The 21,712-nt window shown below is 31.1% G+C and carries 17 protein-coding genes; 6 read left to right on the forward strand and 11 right to left on the reverse strand.

What is annotated here, in order from left to right:
* Window position 1: 1 nt before the first annotated feature.
* From LPB302_RS05775 to LPB302_RS05820, 10 genes are all read right to left on the reverse strand, one after another.
* The gene (locus LPB302_RS05775; RefSeq protein WP_231658685.1) at window positions 2-580 is read right to left on the reverse strand and encodes an HNH endonuclease family protein; all 579 of its coding nucleotides are present in this window, start codon (window positions 578-580) and stop codon (window positions 2-4) included.
* 4 nt (window positions 581-584) lie between these two features.
* The gene (locus LPB302_RS05780) at window positions 585-3,848 is read right to left on the reverse strand and encodes a VCBS repeat-containing protein (protein WP_053972841.1); all 3,264 of its coding nucleotides are present in this window, start codon (window positions 3,846-3,848) and stop codon (window positions 585-587) included.
* Window positions 3,849-4,037: 189 nt separating this feature from the next.
* Window positions 4,038-5,645, reverse strand: coding sequence for a RagB/SusD family nutrient uptake outer membrane protein (locus tag LPB302_RS05785; protein ID WP_053972842.1), 1,608 nt, complete (start codon window positions 5,643-5,645; stop codon window positions 4,038-4,040).
* Window positions 5,646-5,658: 13 nt separating this feature from the next.
* Window positions 5,659-8,643: a SusC/RagA family TonB-linked outer membrane protein gene (locus LPB302_RS05790; RefSeq protein ID WP_053972843.1), complete on the reverse strand. Its 2,985-nt coding sequence runs from the start codon at window positions 8,641-8,643 to the stop codon at window positions 5,659-5,661.
* Between the two features lie 164 nt (window positions 8,644-8,807).
* A complete protein-coding gene (locus LPB302_RS05795) occupies window positions 8,808-9,590 on the reverse strand; it encodes a 3-keto-disaccharide hydrolase (protein ID WP_053972844.1) in 783 nt (260 codons plus the stop codon).
* A gap of 23 nt (window positions 9,591-9,613) precedes the next feature.
* A complete protein-coding gene (locus tag LPB302_RS05800) occupies window positions 9,614-10,672 on the reverse strand; it encodes a sugar phosphate isomerase/epimerase family protein (protein WP_053972845.1) in 1,059 nt (352 codons plus the stop codon).
* Window positions 10,673-10,688: 16 nt separating this feature from the next.
* The gene (locus LPB302_RS05805) at window positions 10,689-11,828 is read right to left on the reverse strand and encodes a Gfo/Idh/MocA family protein (protein ID WP_053972846.1); all 1,140 of its coding nucleotides are present in this window, start codon (window positions 11,826-11,828) and stop codon (window positions 10,689-10,691) included.
* A 7-nt stretch (window positions 11,829-11,835) separates the two neighbouring features.
* Window positions 11,836-13,065: a nucleoside permease gene (locus LPB302_RS05810; RefSeq protein WP_053972847.1), complete on the reverse strand. Its 1,230-nt coding sequence runs from the start codon at window positions 13,063-13,065 to the stop codon at window positions 11,836-11,838.
* Window positions 13,066-13,087: 22 nt separating this feature from the next.
* Window positions 13,088-14,077: a sugar phosphate isomerase/epimerase family protein gene (locus LPB302_RS05815; RefSeq protein ID WP_053972848.1), complete on the reverse strand. Its 990-nt coding sequence runs from the start codon at window positions 14,075-14,077 to the stop codon at window positions 13,088-13,090.
* Window positions 14,078-14,161: 84 nt separating this feature from the next.
* Window positions 14,162-15,181, reverse strand: a complete 1,020-nt coding sequence (locus LPB302_RS05820) for a helix-turn-helix transcriptional regulator (protein ID WP_053972849.1) — start codon at window positions 15,179-15,181, stop codon at window positions 14,162-14,164.
* A 118-nt stretch (window positions 15,182-15,299) separates the two neighbouring features.
* Here LPB302_RS05820 and LPB302_RS05825 point away from each other — a divergent pair, with 118 nt between their 5' ends.
* From LPB302_RS05825 to LPB302_RS05835, 3 genes are read left to right on the forward strand one after another with little or no spacing between them, the layout of a single operon-like run.
* The gene (locus LPB302_RS05825) at window positions 15,300-17,015 is read left to right on the forward strand and encodes a GMC oxidoreductase (RefSeq protein ID WP_053972850.1); all 1,716 of its coding nucleotides are present in this window, start codon (window positions 15,300-15,302) and stop codon (window positions 17,013-17,015) included.
* Between the two features lie 10 nt (window positions 17,016-17,025).
* Complete coding sequence (locus tag LPB302_RS05830; protein ID WP_053972851.1) at window positions 17,026-17,622, forward strand: gluconate 2-dehydrogenase subunit 3 family protein; 597 nt, start codon at window positions 17,026-17,028, stop codon at window positions 17,620-17,622.
* Window positions 17,623-17,657: 35 nt separating this feature from the next.
* On the forward strand, window positions 17,658-18,452 hold the full coding sequence (locus LPB302_RS05835; RefSeq protein ID WP_053972852.1) for a 3-keto-disaccharide hydrolase: 795 nt from the start codon (window positions 17,658-17,660) through the stop codon (window positions 18,450-18,452).
* 9 nt (window positions 18,453-18,461) lie between these two features.
* Here LPB302_RS05835 and azu read toward each other — a convergent pair whose 3' ends face one another.
* Window positions 18,462-18,998 (reverse strand): azurin, encoded by a 537-nt coding sequence (azu, locus tag LPB302_RS05840; RefSeq protein ID WP_053972853.1) that lies wholly within the window; start codon window positions 18,996-18,998, stop codon window positions 18,462-18,464.
* Between the two features lie 120 nt (window positions 18,999-19,118).
* Between azu and LPB302_RS05845 the strand changes: the two genes are divergently transcribed.
* The 3 genes from LPB302_RS05845 to LPB302_RS05855 all read left to right on the forward strand — a co-directional run bounded on the left by LPB302_RS05845 (window position 19,119) and on the right by LPB302_RS05855 (window position 21,667).
* On the forward strand, window positions 19,119-20,162 hold the full coding sequence (locus LPB302_RS05845; RefSeq protein WP_053972854.1) for a LacI family DNA-binding transcriptional regulator: 1,044 nt from the start codon (window positions 19,119-19,121) through the stop codon (window positions 20,160-20,162).
* Between the two features lie 234 nt (window positions 20,163-20,396).
* Window positions 20,397-21,185, forward strand: coding sequence for an SGNH/GDSL hydrolase family protein (locus tag LPB302_RS05850; RefSeq protein ID WP_053972855.1), 789 nt, complete (start codon window positions 20,397-20,399; stop codon window positions 21,183-21,185).
* Complete coding sequence (locus LPB302_RS05855) at window positions 21,167-21,667, forward strand: cupin domain-containing protein (RefSeq protein WP_053972856.1); 501 nt, start codon at window positions 21,167-21,169, stop codon at window positions 21,665-21,667. Before LPB302_RS05850 ends, LPB302_RS05855 begins: the two co-directional genes overlap by 19 nt.
* Window positions 21,668-21,712: the final 45 nt, after the last annotated feature.

The raw sequence follows: 21,712 nt of genomic DNA on the forward strand, positions 1-21,712 counted from the left end.
TTTATTTAACAAGTGAATTGTATTTGTATTCTAAATTTTCAATAAGTACAGAGACATCTCTGTCTGACTCTATCTTAACTTGAATTTGTCTGTTGCCATCAACTTTTACGATAGCATTATTTTTTGTGGTGATAAATTCGTTTCCTGGATACCATTTTAGCAAAGTATCTTTTACTGCTGGCAACAATTTATCTGATTGTAAATCTTTGTTCCAAGGAGCCCAAGCAGAATATGAAAATTTCATATCCATGGCTGTAATCTTATTGTAAGCATTGAATCTTGCATAAAATAGCATAACCATTCTTTTAGTGGCTTCAAGACTATCTTTTGGCTCTAAAATAGTTTGCACATAGTCATTATTTTGCCCATGTGTTGCTATACCTTCTTTGTTTAACTCCCAACAAATATCATAAAATTCTTTTCTGGTTTGCCCAAACTCTAATCCATGAAAAATAGAGTCATATCTATTACCACTTGCCAATTCATCTTTCACCAGTTTTGTGTAGTCTGATTGACATGAATAGATTAGAAAAAAACTAAAAGTAAAAATTAGAAGTTTATAAATTTTAAATGTTCTCATTGAATTAATTGTTATCATTTACCTTTAAAAACACTAAGTTTTCGTTATTAATTGTTGTTATAATATAATTTTTATTATTGATTTTTGTTTTATGAAAATCTCTAATTTGGCCTTTAATATCTAATGAGGTTACTGCTCCAAATTGAGAACCATAGTCATTACCTAACATTAACCATCCATAAGATGCATCTTGACGTCCAAATTGTGGTTTCACTAAATATTGATTTCCTCCAAACAAAACATCTAGTATACCATCATTATTCACATCTAAAGTTTCTATAGCTTCTATATTAGAATATTGAATTTCATTTGGCAAACTATGCATGGTAAAAGTATTGTTTTCATTCAAAAATAAAGCTGATTTAGTAACAGTAATATCTCTAAAAATAGCCTTTTCTAATTGTTCTTTTGTAAAAATTGTAGCCATGCTTGCATTGGCATAATCTTTATAATAACGCAGTTTGGTTTTTAAACTTACAATTTGCGAGATTAACTCATCTCTATCTAAAATAGGGTAATATTTTCCATTTTTAGCATAACAGATTATCTGTTCTACTTTTCCATTATTATCAAAATCAGAGATATAAATACGTAAATTATTTTTGAAAAATGTATTCTCTCCTTTATTACCTGCAATAATATCTAAATCTCCATCATTATCTATATCTACAGTTTTAAAAGTTTTCCAAAAACCTGAATAGTTTTGTAGTTGATATTCTATGGTTTTATTAACCAATTGACCCTCAATATTTAAAAAGATAGATATGGGCATCCATTCACCAGAGATGATTAAATCTTTCAGTCCATCTTTATTGATGTCTTTCCATTCTGAATCTGTAATTAAACCAAGGTTTTGCAAATCCAATTGCTCAGAAATCACAAAGTTATTATTTCCTTTGTTTTCTAATAAATAACCATTTACTGGCAAGCCATATGCTTCGACTTTAAAACGCTCACCAATAAATATATCTTCATCACCATCATTATCATAATCATAAGTACTTACAGTAGATGAACTTATAGGTTGTTTAAATGGTAAACCATTTTGTGCTTTGGTAAAGTTACCTAAACCATCATTTATATAAAGACGATCATGCAATAAAAAATCAAATTTTGAATAAGATTTTCCTCCACTTGTAACATATAAATCTAAATCACCATCATTATCACTATCAAAAAATACTGCATCTGTGTCTTCTGATGATTTATTTGTAATAAATGGTTGAGAAACAGATATAAACTCATCTGAATTCTGAGATAAAAACAATTGCCCCAATTGACCTTTTGCACCACCAATATAATAATCTAGTTTGCCATCTTTATTTACGTCTGCACTTGCAACATTAGGGCCTTCATTACTAAACATTTCTGGTAGTAATTGCTCTCTATTAAAATCTACAAATTTGTTTTCTTGATGCTTAAAATCAAATAAAGATGTTTTTTTGGAAATAAAGCTTCTTTCTGAATTTGATGTTAAAAAGTCATATTCATTATTAGTATTAGGTTGATTGTAGGTGTATTGTTTATTCGTTTTTAGACTCTTAAATAATGATATACTTGAATTTGGCCAAGTAATTTTAAGACTATCAATTTTATCTGTATTTCCAACCCCAAAAACTAAGTTTGTTGATACTGAGCTTTGAAATCCTCTTGAAGGATAATTTTCTAAAACACTGTACTTATTATCATAGTATATTTCAGCTTTTGCCCCAATTGCAAATTTATTTTTTGCTCCACCTAATAATTTAACAGCTACACTTTTATTCTGAGTACTATCAGTTTGATTTTCATAAATAAAAGCAGGCATATTTACATTGTTAACTACCAAATCTAAATCACCATCATTATCTAAATCTGAATACGCACTTCCGTTACTAAAACTAGGTTTTTGCAATCCCCAATCATTAGTTTTATCTTCAAAATTAAAATCACCTAGATTTTTATGCATTGAATTTGGAAGGGCTTTAGAAGGCATTAATTCAATTAAATTTTGAATTACATCACTCCCATTTTTAATCATTTCTTTAATACGTTTGCCATCCTCCATATAATTCAGATAGTCTCTATCTAACAAATCTTTATAAATACCATTACTGATAAATACATCTTTCAATCCATCATTATCTGCATCAAATAATAATGAAGACCAACTCCACTCAGAGTTAGAAACATTAGAAAACCTACTTACCTCTAAAAATTTACTTTTTCCTAAGTTTTGGTGAAGAGCATTTCTACTAAATTGATGATGATAACCGTTTTTAACTGCTGCATCATACTTATTCCAAGATTCAAAAATTGTTTTAGTACGTTGTCTGTCTAAATTTTTAGGTAACATTTCTGTAACCATAATATCTGTAAACGAATCATTATTTAAGTCTGCTGCATCTGCACCCATAGAACCCATAGAAATAGATTCCATTTGACTTGTTAGCTCTTCTTTAAAAGTACCATCTTTTTGATTGATATATAAATAATCTCGCTCAAAAAAGTCATTTGAAACAAAGATATCTGGCCATGAATCATTGTCATAATCACTAACTGTGATTCCTAAACCAAAACCAATTGCACTAGAATAAATATTTGCTTCTTTAGAAACGTCTGTAAAAAAGCCATCGTCATTTCTTAATAATTTATTTCCATTTATAGAAGGCACATCTCTCTGATTCTTAATGAAATCGTAATTACCTACAGAACGTATGGAGTTATTTAAAAGGTAACAATCTAAATCGCCATCTTTATCATAATCAAAAAAGTTAGCTTGCACTGCAAGACCTGTAATATTTAAACCATACTTTGCAGATTGTTCAGAGAATGTTAAATCGCCATTATTAATATACAATTCATTATGTCTGTTTTCTTCTCTTGGTGGACCTGCTTTACATACATAAATATCTAGAAAACCATCATTATTTATATCTACAAAACTAACTCCTGAACACCAGCTATCTTTAGAAGCAACCTTAGCTGTTTTGGTAATATCTTCAAATTGAAAATTACCTTTGTTTAAATACAATTGATTATCGACTAAATTTCCTGTAAAAAAAATATCATCTAAACCATCGTTATTTATATCACCCAAAGCCACACCTCCACCATTATAAAAGTTCTTATAGGTGTATGGATTTAAAGCTTCTGTTACCAATAAATCGTTTGAAAAAGTAATTCCTGAATTGTTCTTTTCTAGAAAGAGGGTTTTATCATTTTTAACATCTTTACAAGAGGTAAAAATTATAAGAAGTATTACACAAATTCTATAATTAATAGTCATTAAATGATAAAAATAAATTTATAGATGAAAGATATAAAAATCGATTATTTGTTTCAAATATAAAAATAAGAAGAGGTTAAATTTGAGATTATTTTGCGCTTTTAAAACGCTAGTAAATCTTATAAAAAAATAAAACGGGTTGCTAATAGTTAAGCAACCCGTTCTTGATATTAAACAAAGTTTAGTAAATTAATATCCAGGATTTTGAGTCAAAGTTCCTCCACTTGCATCAATCTGCTCTTGTGGAATTGGGAACAATGTCTTGTGAGCATCGCTGTTAGTTTTCTCCCACCAAGAATCACCCCATTTTCCAAAACGGATTAAATCTTGACGACGCGTAACCTCCATAAACATTTCTCTACCTCTTTCTGCTAAAAATTCATCAGCAGTTAAAGAGCCTAAAGGAGTTGTTAAACCTGCTCTATTTCTTATAGTATTTACATCAGACAAAGCCATGTTCCAGTCTCCTGCAGCTCTAGCCATACCTTCTGCTCTTATTAAATATAAATCACCTAAACGTATAATTGGGTAATCATTATCCATATTATCTTGTCCACCTTGTCTAAAGCTGAATTTCCCTAAACGTGCACCACCTTCTCTAGAAGCATTTGGCTCTAATTCGTTTATTGCTGCTGTATAAGTTAGCTCTAAATCTGATGATTCTGCATAATCTACAATTACAGATCCTTGATAATCTAATTGAGTACCAATGATAAAGTTCGCTTTTTTACGATCATCTGCAGCATCATAAGAATTATAAAATTCTTCTAAAGCTGAATATCCATTCCAAGGCTGAGATGATAAGTTGTACGAAAACTGATTTGCATAGTGCAAAGTCATACGTGCAAAGTTCATATTTGGTCCTGAAACATTGTCATAAGGAATAGACCAAACCATTTCTGGGTTGTTTCCGTTATTAGGTGCAAAAATAGTTGCATAACCACTTAACATATCTGGATCTGTATCTACTGCAGGTCTTTTACCTGGGTTTTCTACTTGGTATCCACTATCCACTAACATATATCCTCCATTGTCAATTACATACCCTGCAGCCATTGCAGCTTCTGAATATCTTGGAGTACCTGTATATACTTCAGCATTTAAATATAATTTAGCTAATAAACCTAAAGCTGCGAATTGATTAATTCTGTAAACTTCTTGGTCTGTTGTTAAAGGACTTGCTGATAAATCCATACCTGCAGTAATAGAAGGTACACCTAAAGCAGCTAATAATTCAGTTTCAACAAAGTTGAAAACTTGAGCTCTATTTGACTGAGGAGCATCTACACCTGGGGTTGTAACAATTTTTACATTACCCCACATGTCTAATAACCTGTAGTAGAAAAATGCTCTTAACGCTCTAACTTGAGCAGTTTGATTTGCATCTAAGCTACCAGCTAATAAGTTATTACACTCACCAATTGCACTATACTGCTGACCCCAAGCACCATTAATTGGTCCATTAGTAGAAGTATAAGTATGTCTGTGCATGTCAATCCAAATTCCACCATCAAACCAGTCACCACCTTTTTGCGTAATTGCCATTTCATCTGAAGATACAGATTGAACTGACCAATAACCACCATGGTTTGCTGATCCTGATTCTCTTAATTGAGCGAATGCAGAGTTTATTGCATCTGAAGGTCCTGCACCTCCACCATCAAAACTACCAAAAGATGGTTCTGAGCCGTTAAATGATTCTGTTTGTTCACCTACAAGTACTTCATCTAAATCTGTACAAGCGTTGAAAGAAATCAGAACACAAGAAACTGTAAATAATAAAAGTATTTTTTTCATTTTTATGTGTTTGTTAAAAATTAATGTTAATTCCTAAAGTAACTGTTCTAGAAGCAAAGTAATTATATCTTCTATCAATACCAGGAGTTAATGGGTCTGCACCAGCAGTTAAGAAACCTCCATTATCAACTGAACCTCTATCCGTAAATGCAGGTTCTGGATCTGCACCTGAATAGTTAGTGATCGTAAATAAATTTTGTCCTGTTAAAGATACTCTAATGTCTTTAAAGTATTTGCTGTCTTCAGAGATATCAAATGAGTATCCTAAAGAAATGTTATCTAATTTAAGGAAATCTGCTTTCTCAACATATAAAGAACTAAACTTAGCGTTTGTAATGTTTGGATCTGCATATTCTGTGTTGATATAGTTATAAGAACCTTGAGAACCAACTCTTGGCTCATAAAATACTCTAAAGTTGTTTACTAAACTGTGACCGAAGGCACCTCTAAAGAATGCATTTAAATCCCAATTTTTATATCTAACAGTGTGTGTCCATCCTAATTCGAAATCTGGAATACCTTTACCTAATTTAGTTAAATCTCCGTCAATAACTCCATCTCCATCAGAATCAACTGCATTACCAAATTCTTGGTTTACATCAATACTACCATCTCCATTTACATCTACAAAGTTCTGGCTACCATTAGTAACTGTACCATCCCATAAAGCTCCATAAATTTGACCAATTTCCTGACCTTCTGCAACTAAGATTACGTTAGTATCATTTTGTCCTGGTGCTCCTAAATTACCTCTTAAACCTGGAAGGTTATAAGAATCTAAAGTAGTTTTGTAACTAGATAAAATTATTCCTGAATTATAAGTTAAATCATTTTTCTTAATGATGTCATAGTTTACTGCTAATTCAAAACCATTAGTAGATAAATCTCCACCATTTTCAACTCTTCTTCCTGAAGGATATACAGCAATATCTACTGCTCTTTCTAAGATAAAGTCAGATACTTTTCTAGTATATAAATCTAAAGTAGCATTTAATCTACCAGAAGTAAATTCGAAACCTAAATTAGTTTCTGCTTTCTCTTCCCATTTTAAATCTGGGTTAGCATCTGTTAACCTTTGGTTACTTAATAAATTTGAAGTTGGCTCAAATTTAGAGTAAGCTAAACCATAATCAGATGGTAAAGATCCTGTAACACCATAACCTAGACGTACTTTGAATAAATCTACGTTGTCTAACTGTAAATATTTATTAAGATCTGCACCAATACCTAATGCTGGAAAAAGACCCCATTTATTGTTTTCTCCTAATTTACTAGATCCTTCTCTTCTAATAGATGCATTAAAATAAATTGCATCATCGAAAGTTACATTTAATCTTGTAAAGAATGCTATAATCTTCTGGTCTGGAGATTTGTTACTATTAACCTCAATAAAACCACCATTTAATTGATCTTGAGACCATTCTAAAGCGTTGATATACGCTAAATCATCATTTGGAAAATCTCCTGCAGCTAAGAAATAGTTAAAGAAATTTTCTTGTTGCCAAGAATAACCAGCAGTAAGTTTAAAGTCTAATTTATCTGTAGGCTTAAAATTATAGTCTCCATAAACTTCAAATAATTTAAAGTCTCTGTCTTCTGTATATAATCTTGCTAAACCTTTACGAAATGGATTATCTGCTCCACCTCTAAATAAAGAAGTAGTTTTGTAATACTCACCATTAGTTAAGTTCGTAGACTGTTGAGAATATAATGCATTTAAGCTAATATTATCTGTAACAGTATATTTGAAGTTTGCTGAATATGTAAATTCACTTCTCTCTCCATAATTCTGATTTTGATCCTGGATTGATACTGGATTGAAACTATCAAATAAACCTAAAGTTTCGAAGTAACCTCCATAAGGATCACCATTATATGGATAAGGTGAATCCGCACCTAAAACAGGAGCTGTTGGATTATATAAAACTGCATATCTTAAAGCTTCATTAAATCCGAAATCAGATTCTCTTTGCGTATAAGATGCATTAAAATCTACTTTTAATTTATCATTTAATAATTTAGTACTTGCTTGAAATCTTGTATTGAATTGATCGAAACCAGAATTCTTTAAGATACCTTCTGCATTTCTAAAGTTAGCAGAAACTCTAAAGCTTGTATCATCATAACCACCAGTAATTGCAACATTGTTTACTGTTGTTACAGCATTTCTTGTTACTAAATCTAACCAGTCTGTTCTACTTCCTAAATCTGTACCACCTGCAGCAACAAACTCATCACCAGTCATGTTCTGAACTTGATTCTGTATAGAAGACATTGCAACAGATCCATTATAAGAAACCTGTGTTTCGCCTGCCCTACCTCTTTTAGTAGTTACAATAATTACACCACTTGAACCACGAGAACCGTAGATTGCAGCAGCAGAACCATCTTTTAACACTGTCATACTAGCAATATCACTTGGATCGATATTGTTTAAAGAAGCACCAATAACACCATCAATAACAATTAATGGTTGTGAATTAGAACCTACAGTAGAAATACCTCTTAATCTAATTACAGCATCTGTATTAGGATCTCCACCTTTGTTGTAGATACTTAAACCAGATACCTTACCTTGTAGTAATTCTGATGCACTGTTTACAGTACCCTTGTTAAAAGCCTCTTCATCTACTTTAGTAACTGAAGATGTAATTTCTTTTTTAGTAGTACTACCATAACCAACAACGATAATTTCATCTAATTGATTACTTTCTTCTGATAAAGTTAAATTTATCGTAGAAGATGTACCTACAGTTCTTTCTTCAGTCTTATATCCTAAAGATCTAAAAACTAACACATCTCCTTGATTTGCTTTAATAGAGTATTTTCCATCAAAGTCTGTTTGAGTACCTGTAGTAGTGCCTTTAATATTTACACTCACACCAGGCAAACCACCTGTGGCATCTGAAACAACACCAGTAATAGTTTGACCATACATAATACCACCAACCAAAAAGAGGAATGGCAGAATTAATTTTTTAAGTAACTTGTTTTTCATTTAAAGATTGGGTTTTAGTTAATTTTTTTCAAAAACTACATATTATGCTATTGATGAAAAGTGATTAAATTTAATGTAATATTAACAAATTTTTATGATTACGTTATGAATTTAATAAAATTTCTCCGAAAAAATTATCTAAAACGTTTTCGGCTTTGTCTTTTTTAGAGCTTTCTTATCCAGATATTTCTGTAGCTAACCCCACTGTTATCTTGGTGATCTTGTAATTTGATAGGTTGCTCATCATGAGCATTATACTTAGGCCAACCAATGTATTCAGTGGTTCCTTCTAATTCAAAATTATCTTGCACTAACACTCCATTATGCAATACTGTAATTGTTGCTTTTTCTTTGATTTGTCCATTTTCGTCAAAAATTGGTTGATGATAAATAATATCATAAGTATTCCATTTTCCTGTTGCTGAACTTGCTTTTGCTAATGGAATTGACTGCTTGTAAATTGAACCCACTTGCCCATTTACATACGTGTCATTATCATTATTATCTAATACCTGAACCTCATACCTGTTTTGCAGAAAAACGCCACTATTACTTCTATTTTGACCATCTGCTCTTACTTCTTCTGATGACTTCCATTCTAAATGCAATTGAACTGACCCAAAATTTTGTTTGGTTTGAATATCACCAGCTTTATTTTTAACAGTCATGCTTTTATCAGCATTTAAAATCCACTGCACTTCTGTAGAATCTTTAGAGGAAATCCACTCATTAAAATTTGTACCATCAAATAAGACAATAGCATCTGAAGGTATGTTGGTTTCTGAATTTACAGTTACAGTTGGTGGCTTGGGTTCCCAAACTTCAGTTTCTTCGGGCTTTGTAGGCTCTGCTTCCTGCGTCTCAATAACCTCTGGTTTCTTATCTGTTTTTTGGTTACATGCAAGCACAAAAAGTCCTATTGAAAAAAGTATTATGATTTTTTTCATTCTATTTATTTATAAATTATAGTTTAAATTCCTAAAATTCTATTTATGTGATTCTGATCAATATCATCCTTGCTTCCTGCAAAATCATCAAAGCGTTTATCGGTAACTTCAATAATATGATCTTGTATAAATTTTACGCCTTCTCTAGCTCCTTGTTCTGGACTTTTAATAATACATTCCCATTCTAAAACTGCCCAAACATCACAGCCATATTCTGTAAGCTTAGAAAATACTTTTTTAAAGTCTACTTGACCATCTCCAGGAGATCTGTAACGACCTGCTCTGTCTTTCCAATCATTATAACCACCAAACATTCCTTTTTTACCTGAAGGATTAAATTCAGAATCCTTAACATGAAACGCTTTTATAAATTCATGATAATGATCTATGTATTTTACATAATCTAATTGTTGTAACACAAAATGAGATGGGTCATACAAAATATTAACTGCTGAGTGATTATTTGTAGCTGCTAAAAAACGTTCGAATGTATCTCCATCATGAATATCTTCTACAGGATGTACCTCATAACAAACATTCACATCATTCTCTTTAAAGGTATCTAATATTGGCAACCATCTATTTGCTAATTCTTTAAAACCAGTTTCTACTAAACCTTTAGGTTGTTGTGGCCAAGGATGCATTACTGGCCATAATAAAGAGCCTGAAAAAGTTGCATGATTATTTAAGCCTAATCTTCTACTTACAATACCTGCTTTTTTCATTTGATCTACAGCCCATAAAGTTCTTTCTTTTGGCTTACCATGTAATTCTTTAGGCGCAAAAACATCGAACATTAAATCATGAGCAGAATGAACTGCAACCAACTGACCTTGAATATGAGTTGAGAGCTCTGTAATTTCTAATCCGAAAGAATTTATTTTGCCTTTAAACTCATCACAATAAGTCTGGCTTTCGGCTGCAATATCTAAATCAATTATAGATTTATCTAGTGTTGGTATTTGTATACCTTTATACCCAAGATTTGATGCCCATTTACACAAACCTTCTAAAGTATTAAATGGCTCCTTATCTCCCATAAACTGAGCTAAGAAAACTGCTGGCCCTTTTATCGTAGTCATATTCTAAAATCTTCTTTTAATAATTATGGATATCTACCCATACATTTCCTTTTGTATGAGATTCTACAGCTTTTTCTATAAAACTCATACCTCTAACTCCATCTATCATAGTAGGAAACTCTGCAGCATTATAAGGTTGTTTTAAGATGGCTTTTGCAACACCTTTATAAATATTACCCATAGAATCAAAAATTCCTTCTGGATGACCTGGAGGTAATTTTGTGCCATCTAAAGATAAGTCTGAATTGTATTCATGACCTGGCTTTAAAACTTGCAATGGTTTACCATCTTGCATTAAATACAGATAGTTAGGATTTTCTTGTTCCCATTTTAAACCTGCTTTTTTTCCATAAACCTTTACTACAAAACTATTTTCTTCACCAGTTGCAATTTGACTTGCACAGATAACTCCTTTCACATTATTTGAACACCTTAAAAGTACTGTGCCATCAATATCCATTTTATTATCTGAATACAGATAATTTAAATCTGCTAAGATGGATTCTACCTTTAAACCTGACACATATTCTAACATATCAAAAGCGTGCGTACCAATATCTCCTATACAACAACTTATTCCTGATTTTTCAGGATTTAACCTCCAAGTTGAAGATCTTTTTTCTATATCGTGAATAATTGGATTGATCCAACCTTGATAATATTGTGCATCCACCTTTTGTATTTCTCCTAAATCTCCATTTTTGATCATATGTTTCATTTGACGAATCATAGGATAACCAGTATAGGTGTATGTTACAGCAAATACAGTTTTTGCTTTCTGTAAAGTTTGATGCAAAATTTCTGCTTCTGCAAATGTGGTTGTCATTGGTTTTTCACAAATAACATTAAAACCATTTTCTAAAAGACTTTTTGCCATTGGAAAATGTAAAAAGTTTGGAGTCAAAATAGATATTACTTGCATCCTCTCACTTTCTGGTAATGCTAATTCTTTTTGAATTAAGGTATCTAAGTTTTCATAAACTCTACTTGCTGATAAATCTAACTGTTCTGCAAATTTTAAATTTTCTTGGTAATCTACATTAAACACACCACCCACTAATTCATATTTATCGAACATAGATGATGCAACTCTGTGCAAGATTCCAATTAGTGAATCTCCTCCACCTCCTAAAATGCCAAATTTAATTTTCCCCATTTTAATTTTAAGATTTATATTCTACTTTTTCATTCTTAAAAAAGAATCCAAAAATCAGCATTACAACAACAGCAAATATTGCTGGAAACATCCAAATATTTTGCCAAGCATGTAAACCTTCTTCTACAATATTTTGATCTACAATTTTACCTGCAACCCAAAAACCAACCAACATACCAACTCCATAAGTTGCTAATGTTATTAAACCTTGTGCTGCACTTTTAATTTTTTCGCCTGCTTTAGAATCCGTATAAATTTGACCTGATACAAAAAAGAAGTCGTAACAAATACCATGTAAAGCAATACCGATAATCAGCATAAAAAATAAATCGCCACTATTACCATAAGCGAATAACAAGTAACGAATTACCCAAGCTAGCATTCCAAATAAAACTGTTTTTTTAAATCCATATTTTTTGAAGTAAAAAGGTAACAATAGCATAAATGCTACTTCTGAAATTTGCCCTAATGAAGCCCAAGCTGTAGAATTATCAACTTTATATTCAGTTAAAAACAAACTAATATTTTGATAATAAAAAGCCAATGGAATACATATTAAAAAAGAAGAGATAAAGAAAACAAAGAAGTTTTTATCTTTAAATAATTGTAAAGCTTCCAAGCCTAAAATATCTGATATGGATGCTTTTTCATCCTTATTCGCAGAAGGTGGCGTTTTTGGTAAAAAGAAACTGAATACTCCTAAAACTACAGAAGCAATGGCTACCATAATAAATGTATTTGATAACATACCTGAAGCAATATTTGCTTCAGAATCCCATTTAAAAACAAAACTGATAGCTAAACCTGCTATAATCCAACCAATTGTTCCCCAAACTCTAACCATAGGAAATTGTTTAGCAGGGTCTTTCATTTGATTAAAAGAAACTGAATTTACCAAGGCTAAAGTTGGCATGTAAGCTATCATATACCCTAAAACATAAGGATAAAACACATTAAATTCGGTTGATTGCGCCATTAAATACATTAAACCTGCACCAATTAAATGTAGAATTGCCAGAATCTTTTCTGCGTTAATATATCTATCTGCAATTAAGCCAATAATAAAAGGCGCTATAATAGCTCCCCAAGATTGTGTAGAATAAGCCATACCTGTTTCAGCCCCAGAAGCACCTAAATTATTTCCTAAAAAAGTACCCATGGTTACAAACCATCCTCCCCAAATAAAAAATTCGAGAAACATCATAAAAGACAATTGGTATTGAATTGATTTTTTCATTGTTGATTTTGCTTAATTAATTTTATAGCTGCTTTGCAGATTTTAATAGTAAATCTCTTATTACAATTACTCCTTCTTTTTCAGACAATCTATCTCCTTCATATTCTACTCCAATAAATCCATTATATTCTGCTTCTTTGACAATCTTTAATATTCTAACAAAATCTAATGTTGTTTCATTACCATTTTCATCAAAATCATAAGCTTTTGCACTTACAGCTTCTGCTTCTGGCATCATTAACTCAATACCTCTATACTTATCTTTATACTCTTCTTCACAATCACCCCATTTTGCTCCATCTTTTCTCTTCACACACCAATTACCAAAATCTGGAAGCGTTCCACAATTCTCCATATTCACTTCTTTAATGGCTGCCATTAAAAGATCTGCATCCGAAGATAACCAACCATGATTTTCACAAAGAACATTTATATTTTTTGTTGCTGCATAAGTTGATAATTTCTTTAAACCATCTACAACAGCAGTTCTCCAAATTTCTGGATCATTGGTTCCAAAAGTATTCACACGTATAGAATGACAACCAAGTTTTGCAGCAGCATCAATCCATTTTTTATGATTTTCGACAGCAGCATTTCTAACATCTTCACTAGGATCTGCCAAATCTCCTTCTCCATCTACCATAATTAAAACATTCTGCAGACCATGTTTTTTACTTAAAACATTCAATGAATCTATAACTGCATCAAAACCCATCTCTTGAATTTGATTCATGTAAAGGTGATTTACATATTCTAACCCCTCAAAACCCATGTTCTTAGACATTTCTGCAAATTGAAATGGACTAACACCATCATCATTAAAAGTTCTATGCAAAGACCATTGTGCTAATGACAATTTAAAGAAAGGTGTTGCATTATCTTTAACAGCCAAAGCTGTATCCTCTGAATTTTGAGATTCCTTTTTTACCTCATTTTTACAACTAACAAATAGTAGCGATAAAACAAAAAGTAATGATAATAAGTTTGATTTTTTATTGAAAATAAAGTTCATTTTCTAAGGTATTTTTGGTTGATTGAAAACTAAAATTATAAAACTGAAATTATTTTAGTGTCTATAATTATTCAGTGAAAAATTTTAAACACTCTCAAAAACTCTTTTTCGAAAGATTATTGGAGTACATTTTTCTTGCTTTTTAAACATTGTTGCAAAATACTGACTGGTTGAAAAACCACACAAATAGGCAACATCACTTATATTAATATCTGGTTGTTCTATCAATACCTTTTTAGCCATTTCAATACGCTTTAACATTAAATATTTCATAGGTGTTAAATTAGTTAATTGCTTGCAATGATGCGTAAACCTAGTTAAACCAACCCCTGAAGATCTTGCCATTTTTTCTACAGTCCAATTTTCTGGTAAATTAAGTTCTAACTCTTTTAAAAATAACTTTACACTTCTAGAACTATTGGTTAAATTCTCATTCAAAGAAACTTCATCTACAATTAAAAGTTCTAATAAAAGCAGCAATAAATTATTTACTAAAATTCGTATTTTAGAAGCTTTATCTCCTTCATTATCAGAATCTACTGCTTTACCTATTTTTTGAAAACACTCACGAATTCGCTTATCTGCTTTCCAACAAATCTTTTCATTATGCCTTAAAATGTTTGTCAACTTTTCCAAATCTTTAGGTGCTAGAAAAATCCAATCTGGCCATTTCCAATTTTGATGTGGCCTTCTCACATTCAAATCTAAAATTAACCAATAGAATTTACCCATACCTATTGACGGACTACCAACCTTATGCATTTCCCAAGGCCTAGTAATCGTTAAACTATTAGGAACCAGCTCCATCTCTTCTCCTTGCTGTGCATAAGGCATTGTTCCTGATTCTAAAAAATGTATTTCTATACCTTCATTTCTATGCCAATCTAAACCCCAATCTTGAGGTTTATTTGCATCCCAATACCCAATACTATTTATACCCAAAGTATCATCTGTTAATCGATCTCCAGGATATGTGTATCTCGCTAATGCTTTAAACTTTAATTTGTTTCTATTCACGGCATCAATTAAAGGCAAGCATGTGTCTGCATGATACTCAATTTCACCCACCTTAAATGGTGTTATATTTTGTACATTTAATTTCATTGAAAAATATTGAACATTATAAAAGTGCAAAATAAGTAATATTGAATTATGAATTATTAAAATTTCTTAATTTTAATTTTTGAATATCATAATTAATCGACGTAAAAAGCTATATATCATGAATGATAACAATAAGAATATGGAAGATCAGCAATTTGATGCCATTGTAGTTGGTACTGGAATTTCTGGTGGTTGGGCTGCTAAAGAGCTTTGTGAAAATGGATTAAAAACATTAGTACTAGAAAGAGGAAGAATGGTAGAGCATGGAGATTATCCTACTGCACATTTAGATCCTTGGGATTTACCAAATGGAGGAAAAGCAACTCAAGAAATCATAAATAGAAAGCCTAAACAACATAGAACAGGTTATACTACACAAGCTGCAAGAGAACACTTTTTTGTTGATGATATAAAGCACCCATATAATGAAGATAAAAGATTCGATTGGATAAGAGGTTATCATGTTGGAGGAAGATCTTTAATGTGGGGAAGACAAAGTTACAGGTTAAGTGATATCGATTTTGAAGCTAACAAAAAAGAAGGTATAGCTGTAGATTGGCCAGTTCGTTATAAAGATATTGAGCCTTGGTATGACAAAGTTGAAGAATACATTGGAGTTAGTGGACAGAACTTAGGCTTAAAGCAATTGCCAGATCAAAAGCTACTAAAACCAATGAACCTAAATTGTGTAGAAGAGCATTTGCAAGCTAAAATAGAAGAAAATTTTGATGATGATCGAGTTTTAACTATTGGTAGAACTGCACATATTACAGAAGGTACAAAAGAAGGTATGGGTAGAAGTACTTGTCAATATAGAAACAGATGTATGAGAGGCTGTCCATTTGGAGCTTATTTTAGCAGTAATTCATCTACACTTCCTGCAGCAGACGCAACAGGTAATATGACACTTAGACCAAACTCTATTGTTCACGAGGTTATTTATGATGATGAAACTAAAAAAGCAACTGGAGTTAGAGTAATAGATGCAGAAACAAAAGAAAGCCATGTATATAAAGCTAAAGTGATTTTCTTGTGTGCATCAGCAATAGCATCAGCATCAATTTTATTACAATCTAAGTCAGAACGTTTTCCTAATGGATTAGGAAATGACAGTGGAGAGTTAGGTCATAACCTTATGGATCATCATTTTCATGTTGGAGCTTCTGCAAAAGTTGATGGTTTTGAAGACAAATATGTAAAAGGTAGAAGACCAAATGGAGTATACATACCTAGATTTAGAAATTTAGGAGGAAATACAGAAGTTAAATCTTTTAAGAGAGGTTATGGCTATCAAGGAGGAGCAAGTAGATCCTCTACTTCAGAAATGGTTGCAGAATTAAAATATGGACCAAAATTAGCCGAAGAAATATTAAAACCTGGTGAATGGAGAGTAAACTTATTAGCTTTCGGAGAAACACTTCCAGATCATAAAAATAGAATGTATTTAGATGAAAGTAAAAAAGACGATTGGGGTTTACCTACAATCACTTTTGATGCTGAATTTGGAGAAAATGAATTTGCGATGCGTAAAGACATGCAAGAGCAAGCGAAAAAAATGTTAGAATCTGCAGGTTATAAAGATGTGCAAGGTTATGACAATGGAGGTATGGCTATGGGATTAGGTATTCATGAAATGGGTACTGCAAGAATGGGTAGAGATCCAAAAACATCTGTATTAAATGGAAATAATCAAATTCATGCTTGTAAAAATGTATACGTAACAGATGGTGCTTTTATGACTTCTTCAGGTTGTCAAAATCCGTCATTAAGTTATATGGCATTTACTGCAAGAGCAGCAAACCATGCAGCAAATGAATTAAAAAAGAACTCATAAAACTATAAATATGAAACGTAGAGAAGCCATAAAAAATATAGGATTTGCAGCTGGATTTGCAGTGATTGCTCCAAGTTTTTTGAGTATGTTGCAAAGCTGTACTACAGAAGAACTTTGGACACCTAAATTTTTAAAAGAAGAAGAACAAAAAGCACTTATAAGTATTGTAGATATTATTTTACCAAAAACTGAGAATACACCTTCAGCCACTGAAATGAATGTTCCTCAATTCATAGATAAATATATAGACGAAGTTTTGGAGCTAGAAGATCAAGAAATAACAAGAGCTGGTTTTGATAGTATCATAGCTAAACTAAAAACCAATAGTGATGACTCTATAGATGATGTTACTGTAGAACAATACACTGCTCTGTTAGACAAACATTTACTAGTAAAAGACCAAGATGATGCTGAAAGATTAGCGAACCCTGAATCTGAATTGATGACAACTTCAGAATTTTTGGGGCAAATAAAATGGATGACCATCAACGCTTTCTTAAGCTCTGAATATGTTGGAGAAAATATTTTGGTTTATGAACCTGTACCAACAGCTTATTATTGTGGAGATCTGCAAGAGTTAACAGGAGGAAAATCATACTCTTTGTAAAAAAAATCAACTAACCATTGTAATAACAGTAAGGAATGAAACGTAATTATTTATTAATAACAGTTTTGTTTTTTGCTGTTTTTTTTAGTTGTAAAAATCAAGAAAATAAAACTACAGAAACTGAGGAATGGGTTTCCATTTTTAATGGTAAAAACTTAGAGGGATGGACACCTAAAATTAATGGCTATCAACTAGGTGATAACTATAAAAATACATTTAGAGTACAAAATGGAATTTTAAAAGTTTCATATAGTAATTATGATACATTTACAAATCAGTTTGGTCATATCTTTTACAAAAATACTTTCCAGAAATATAAATTGAAACTTCAATATAGATTTGTAGATCAACAAGTTAGTGGTGGTGAAGCTTGGGCTACTAAAAATAGTGGCATTATGTTACATTGCCAAGACCCGAAAACAATGCTTTTAAACCAGGAATTCCCTATTTCTTTAGAAGCTCAATTATTAGGTGGAGTAGACAAAACCATACAAAGACCATCAGGTAATTTATGCACACCTGGCACTCATGTTGAAATGCGAAATAAAAAGATTACAGATCATTGTATAATTTCTAGTAGCGAAACCTATTATGATAATCAATGGATTACTGCAGAAGTTAGAGTTACAGATAGTATTATTGAACATTACATAAACAGTAAATTGGTAATTTCTTATACCAACCCAACTATTGGAGGTCAATTTTTAGAAACTGCTTCAAAAGAGATTCAGGCTAAAGATGGCCAAAAATTAAAAGGTGGCTTCATCTCTTTACAAAGCGAAAGCCACCCAATTGAATTTAAAAATATTCAAATTCTAGAATTAAAATAATGTCTTTTTTTATTCTACAATAAACTTACCTTTCATCATTGCAAAATGTGCAGGGAAACTGCAGATAAAATCATACTCACCTGAGGCTGGTGCAGTAAACTCTATGGTTGTAGTTTCACCTCCACCAATCATTTTTGTATGCACAATAACATCATTAGATCCTTCAGGAATGTAGTCATTGTCTTTTGAGGCAGCTGCAGCAGAAGCAAATGTCGACATTTTTACACCTTGCTTTAAAATTACTACATTATGTCCCATAATCTTTTTATCTAATTTACCTGTATGAGTTAATGTCAATTTTACTTTTTGATTTGCTTTTACGTTTATTTTTCTAGTACTAAATTTCATTTTATCGCTAGTTGAAATAAACACATTCGCAACACCATTTTCATCAACAATTACAGTAGGTTTTTTCTCTTCTTTTTTCTTTTTTACAACTGCTGTTTTCTTAACCTTTTTTTCAGTAGTTTTTGCTTCTTCCTTCTTATCATTTCCACAACTTAAAAAGAGGGTAGCTCCTATTATTACTAGTAAAATTCGTTTCATTATATGTTAATTTGATTATTTAATAAATATATAAATTTTTGTCCTAAAAGCATACAGTTTACCCCTTAAATTTTTCTAAATAAAGAATAAAAATGGTACCTTTCTAAAAAGTTTTAAACGATGCAAAAAACTAATTTAAAAGAGATTGCAAAAACACTTGGATTTTCTGTAGCAACAGTTTCTAAGGCGTTAAATGGTTACTCTGATGTTAGTGAAAAAACAAAGAAATTAGTCTTAGATTTAGCTGAAGAATTAAACTATACACCTAACTCATTTGCAGTTAATTTAAGAACCAAAGAATCTAAAACCATTGGTGTTATTATACCAACAATGGTGCATTATTTTTTTTCTAATATCATTGATAGCATTTTAAAAGATTGCGAAGAAAGAGGTTACATGGTTATTATCATGCAATCAAATGAAAATTACGAGCTAGAAAAAAAACAAGTAGATTTACTTTTAAGTAAAGGTGTAGATGGTATTTTAATTTCTTTATCGAATAAAACAAGAGACACTTCTCACCTAAAAAAAATCATAAATTCAGGAATCCCCTTAATTCTTTTTGACAAAATTGATAAGAACATAAAATGTTCTAAAATCATAAATGATGATAGAAAAGCAGCTTATAATGCTGTGTGTCATCTTATTAAAAATGGCAATAAAAGAATTGCTCATTTCAGAGGCGCACTAAATCCGCAAAATTCAATTGATCGATTTTTAGGATACAAAAAAGCTTTAACCGATAATAATATTGAATACGATCCTTCTTTGGTCTACGAATGCAAAAACAACAATAGAGATGATTTTGTTGAAGGAGCAGAATTGGCAAAACAATTAATGATAGATCATAAAGATAATGTTGATGCTATTTTTACGGTTAACGACTTAATTTCTATTGGAACCTTAAACTACTTTAATAGAAATAACATTAAAGTACCAGAAGAAATTGAATTATTTGGATTTAGCAATTGGTTTATGACAAACGTTACAACTCCTTCTATTTCATCAGTAGAGCAAAATGCCAATAAAATAGGCAAAAAGGCTGCAGAAATTTTGTTTAAAGAGCTCGAACAAAAAGCCAATGAAGAAGAAATTTTGTACGAAACACATATTATTGAAACTGAATTAATTTTTAGAGATTCTACTAGTAATAAAATAAAATAATTATCTTTAACTTAAGACATCAGTAGTAATACTGAAATTTTTATACATACCTTGTCCCTACAATAATCGAATAAAAATGCCAAAGAAGGGGAAAGAAAAAAATACTGCCAATAAAGCCAAACACTCTAAGCTGATGCAACAAAAAATCAGTAAGGTTAAGTTAAAAAAACAACTTCATAAAGAGCGTTTAAAGGCTATAATACAAAAGGTTAATCAAGAAAAAAAGAAAGAAGAATGAGCATAAAATATTACTTAGGTAGTATTATATCTCTACCTCTTTTACCCATATTATTTTTGCAAGGAAAAAAAATTAGAGCAAATGTTCCAAAACTTCCAGAGGCAAAAAATCCTAAAGGATACATCAAAAAAACATCTACCAAAACATTAAAAATGTTGGTAATTGGCGAGAGTACAATTGCAGGTGTTGGTGTAGATTTTCATGAAAATGGGTTTACAGGTATTTTAGCAAAAACTATTGCAGGCCAATCTGAAGTTTCTGTTTTATGGCAAGTTTACGCCAAAAGTGGCTACACAGCTAAAATGGTTAGAAGAAGGTTGTTACCAAAAATAGAAGATACTACTGCAGATTTAATTGTTATTGGTTTAGGAGGTAATGATGCTTTTAAACTGAACTCTCCAGATGTTTGGATAATTCAGATTAATAAATTAATTAAAGATTTAAAAAGAAAGTACCCAAAAACACCTATTTATTTTACAAATATGCCCCCTATAAAGGAGTTTCCTGCATTTACTAAATCGATAAAATTTGTAATTGGAAATTTGGTAGAACTTTTAGGAAAGCGTTTGTACAAAAGAGTTAAAAACAAAAACAATGTTTATTATAATAATGAACTAATTACTTTAGAAAGTTGGCAAGAGAAATATAATTTATCAGATGATGTATCTACTTTTTTTAGTGATGGTGTTCATCCTTCTAAATTAACTTATCAACTTTGGGGAAAAGATATGGCCAATTTTATTATGAAAACCAAAAGCTTTCAATCATGGTTGCAGAAGAAATAATAGAACATTTTCAACTTACAGAACATCCAGAAGGTGGTTATTTTAAAGAAACCTACAGAAGCTCAATTACTATAAAACCAGAGAATTTAGACCAAAAATTTGATGGAAATAGAAATTTATGTACTGGTATCTTATTCTTATTAACATCTCAAAAATTTTCTGCTTTTCATAAAATTAAGCAAGATGAAGTTTGGCATTTTTACAAAGGAAGTACCTTAAAACTACACATGATTTCACCTGAAGGTGATTACACTTTTAAACTTATTGGTACTAATTTTGCTTTGGGAGAAATTCCTCAATTTACAGTACCTGCTTATTGGTATTTTGCAGCAGAAGTTATTGCACCAAAATCATTTTGTTTTGTGGGCTGTACAGTTTCACCAGGCTTTGATTTTAGAGATTTTACACTACCTTCTTTCCAAGAATTATCAAAAGAATTTCCTGAGCATAAATCAATTATAAAAAGTCTAACTCACCATTAACTAAAAAAGCTCTGAATTTTAAAATTCAGAGCTTTTTTTTTATAA

The organism is Polaribacter dokdonensis (assembly GCF_024362345.1).
Classification (GTDB): domain Bacteria; phylum Bacteroidota; class Bacteroidia; order Flavobacteriales; family Flavobacteriaceae; genus Polaribacter; species Polaribacter dokdonensis.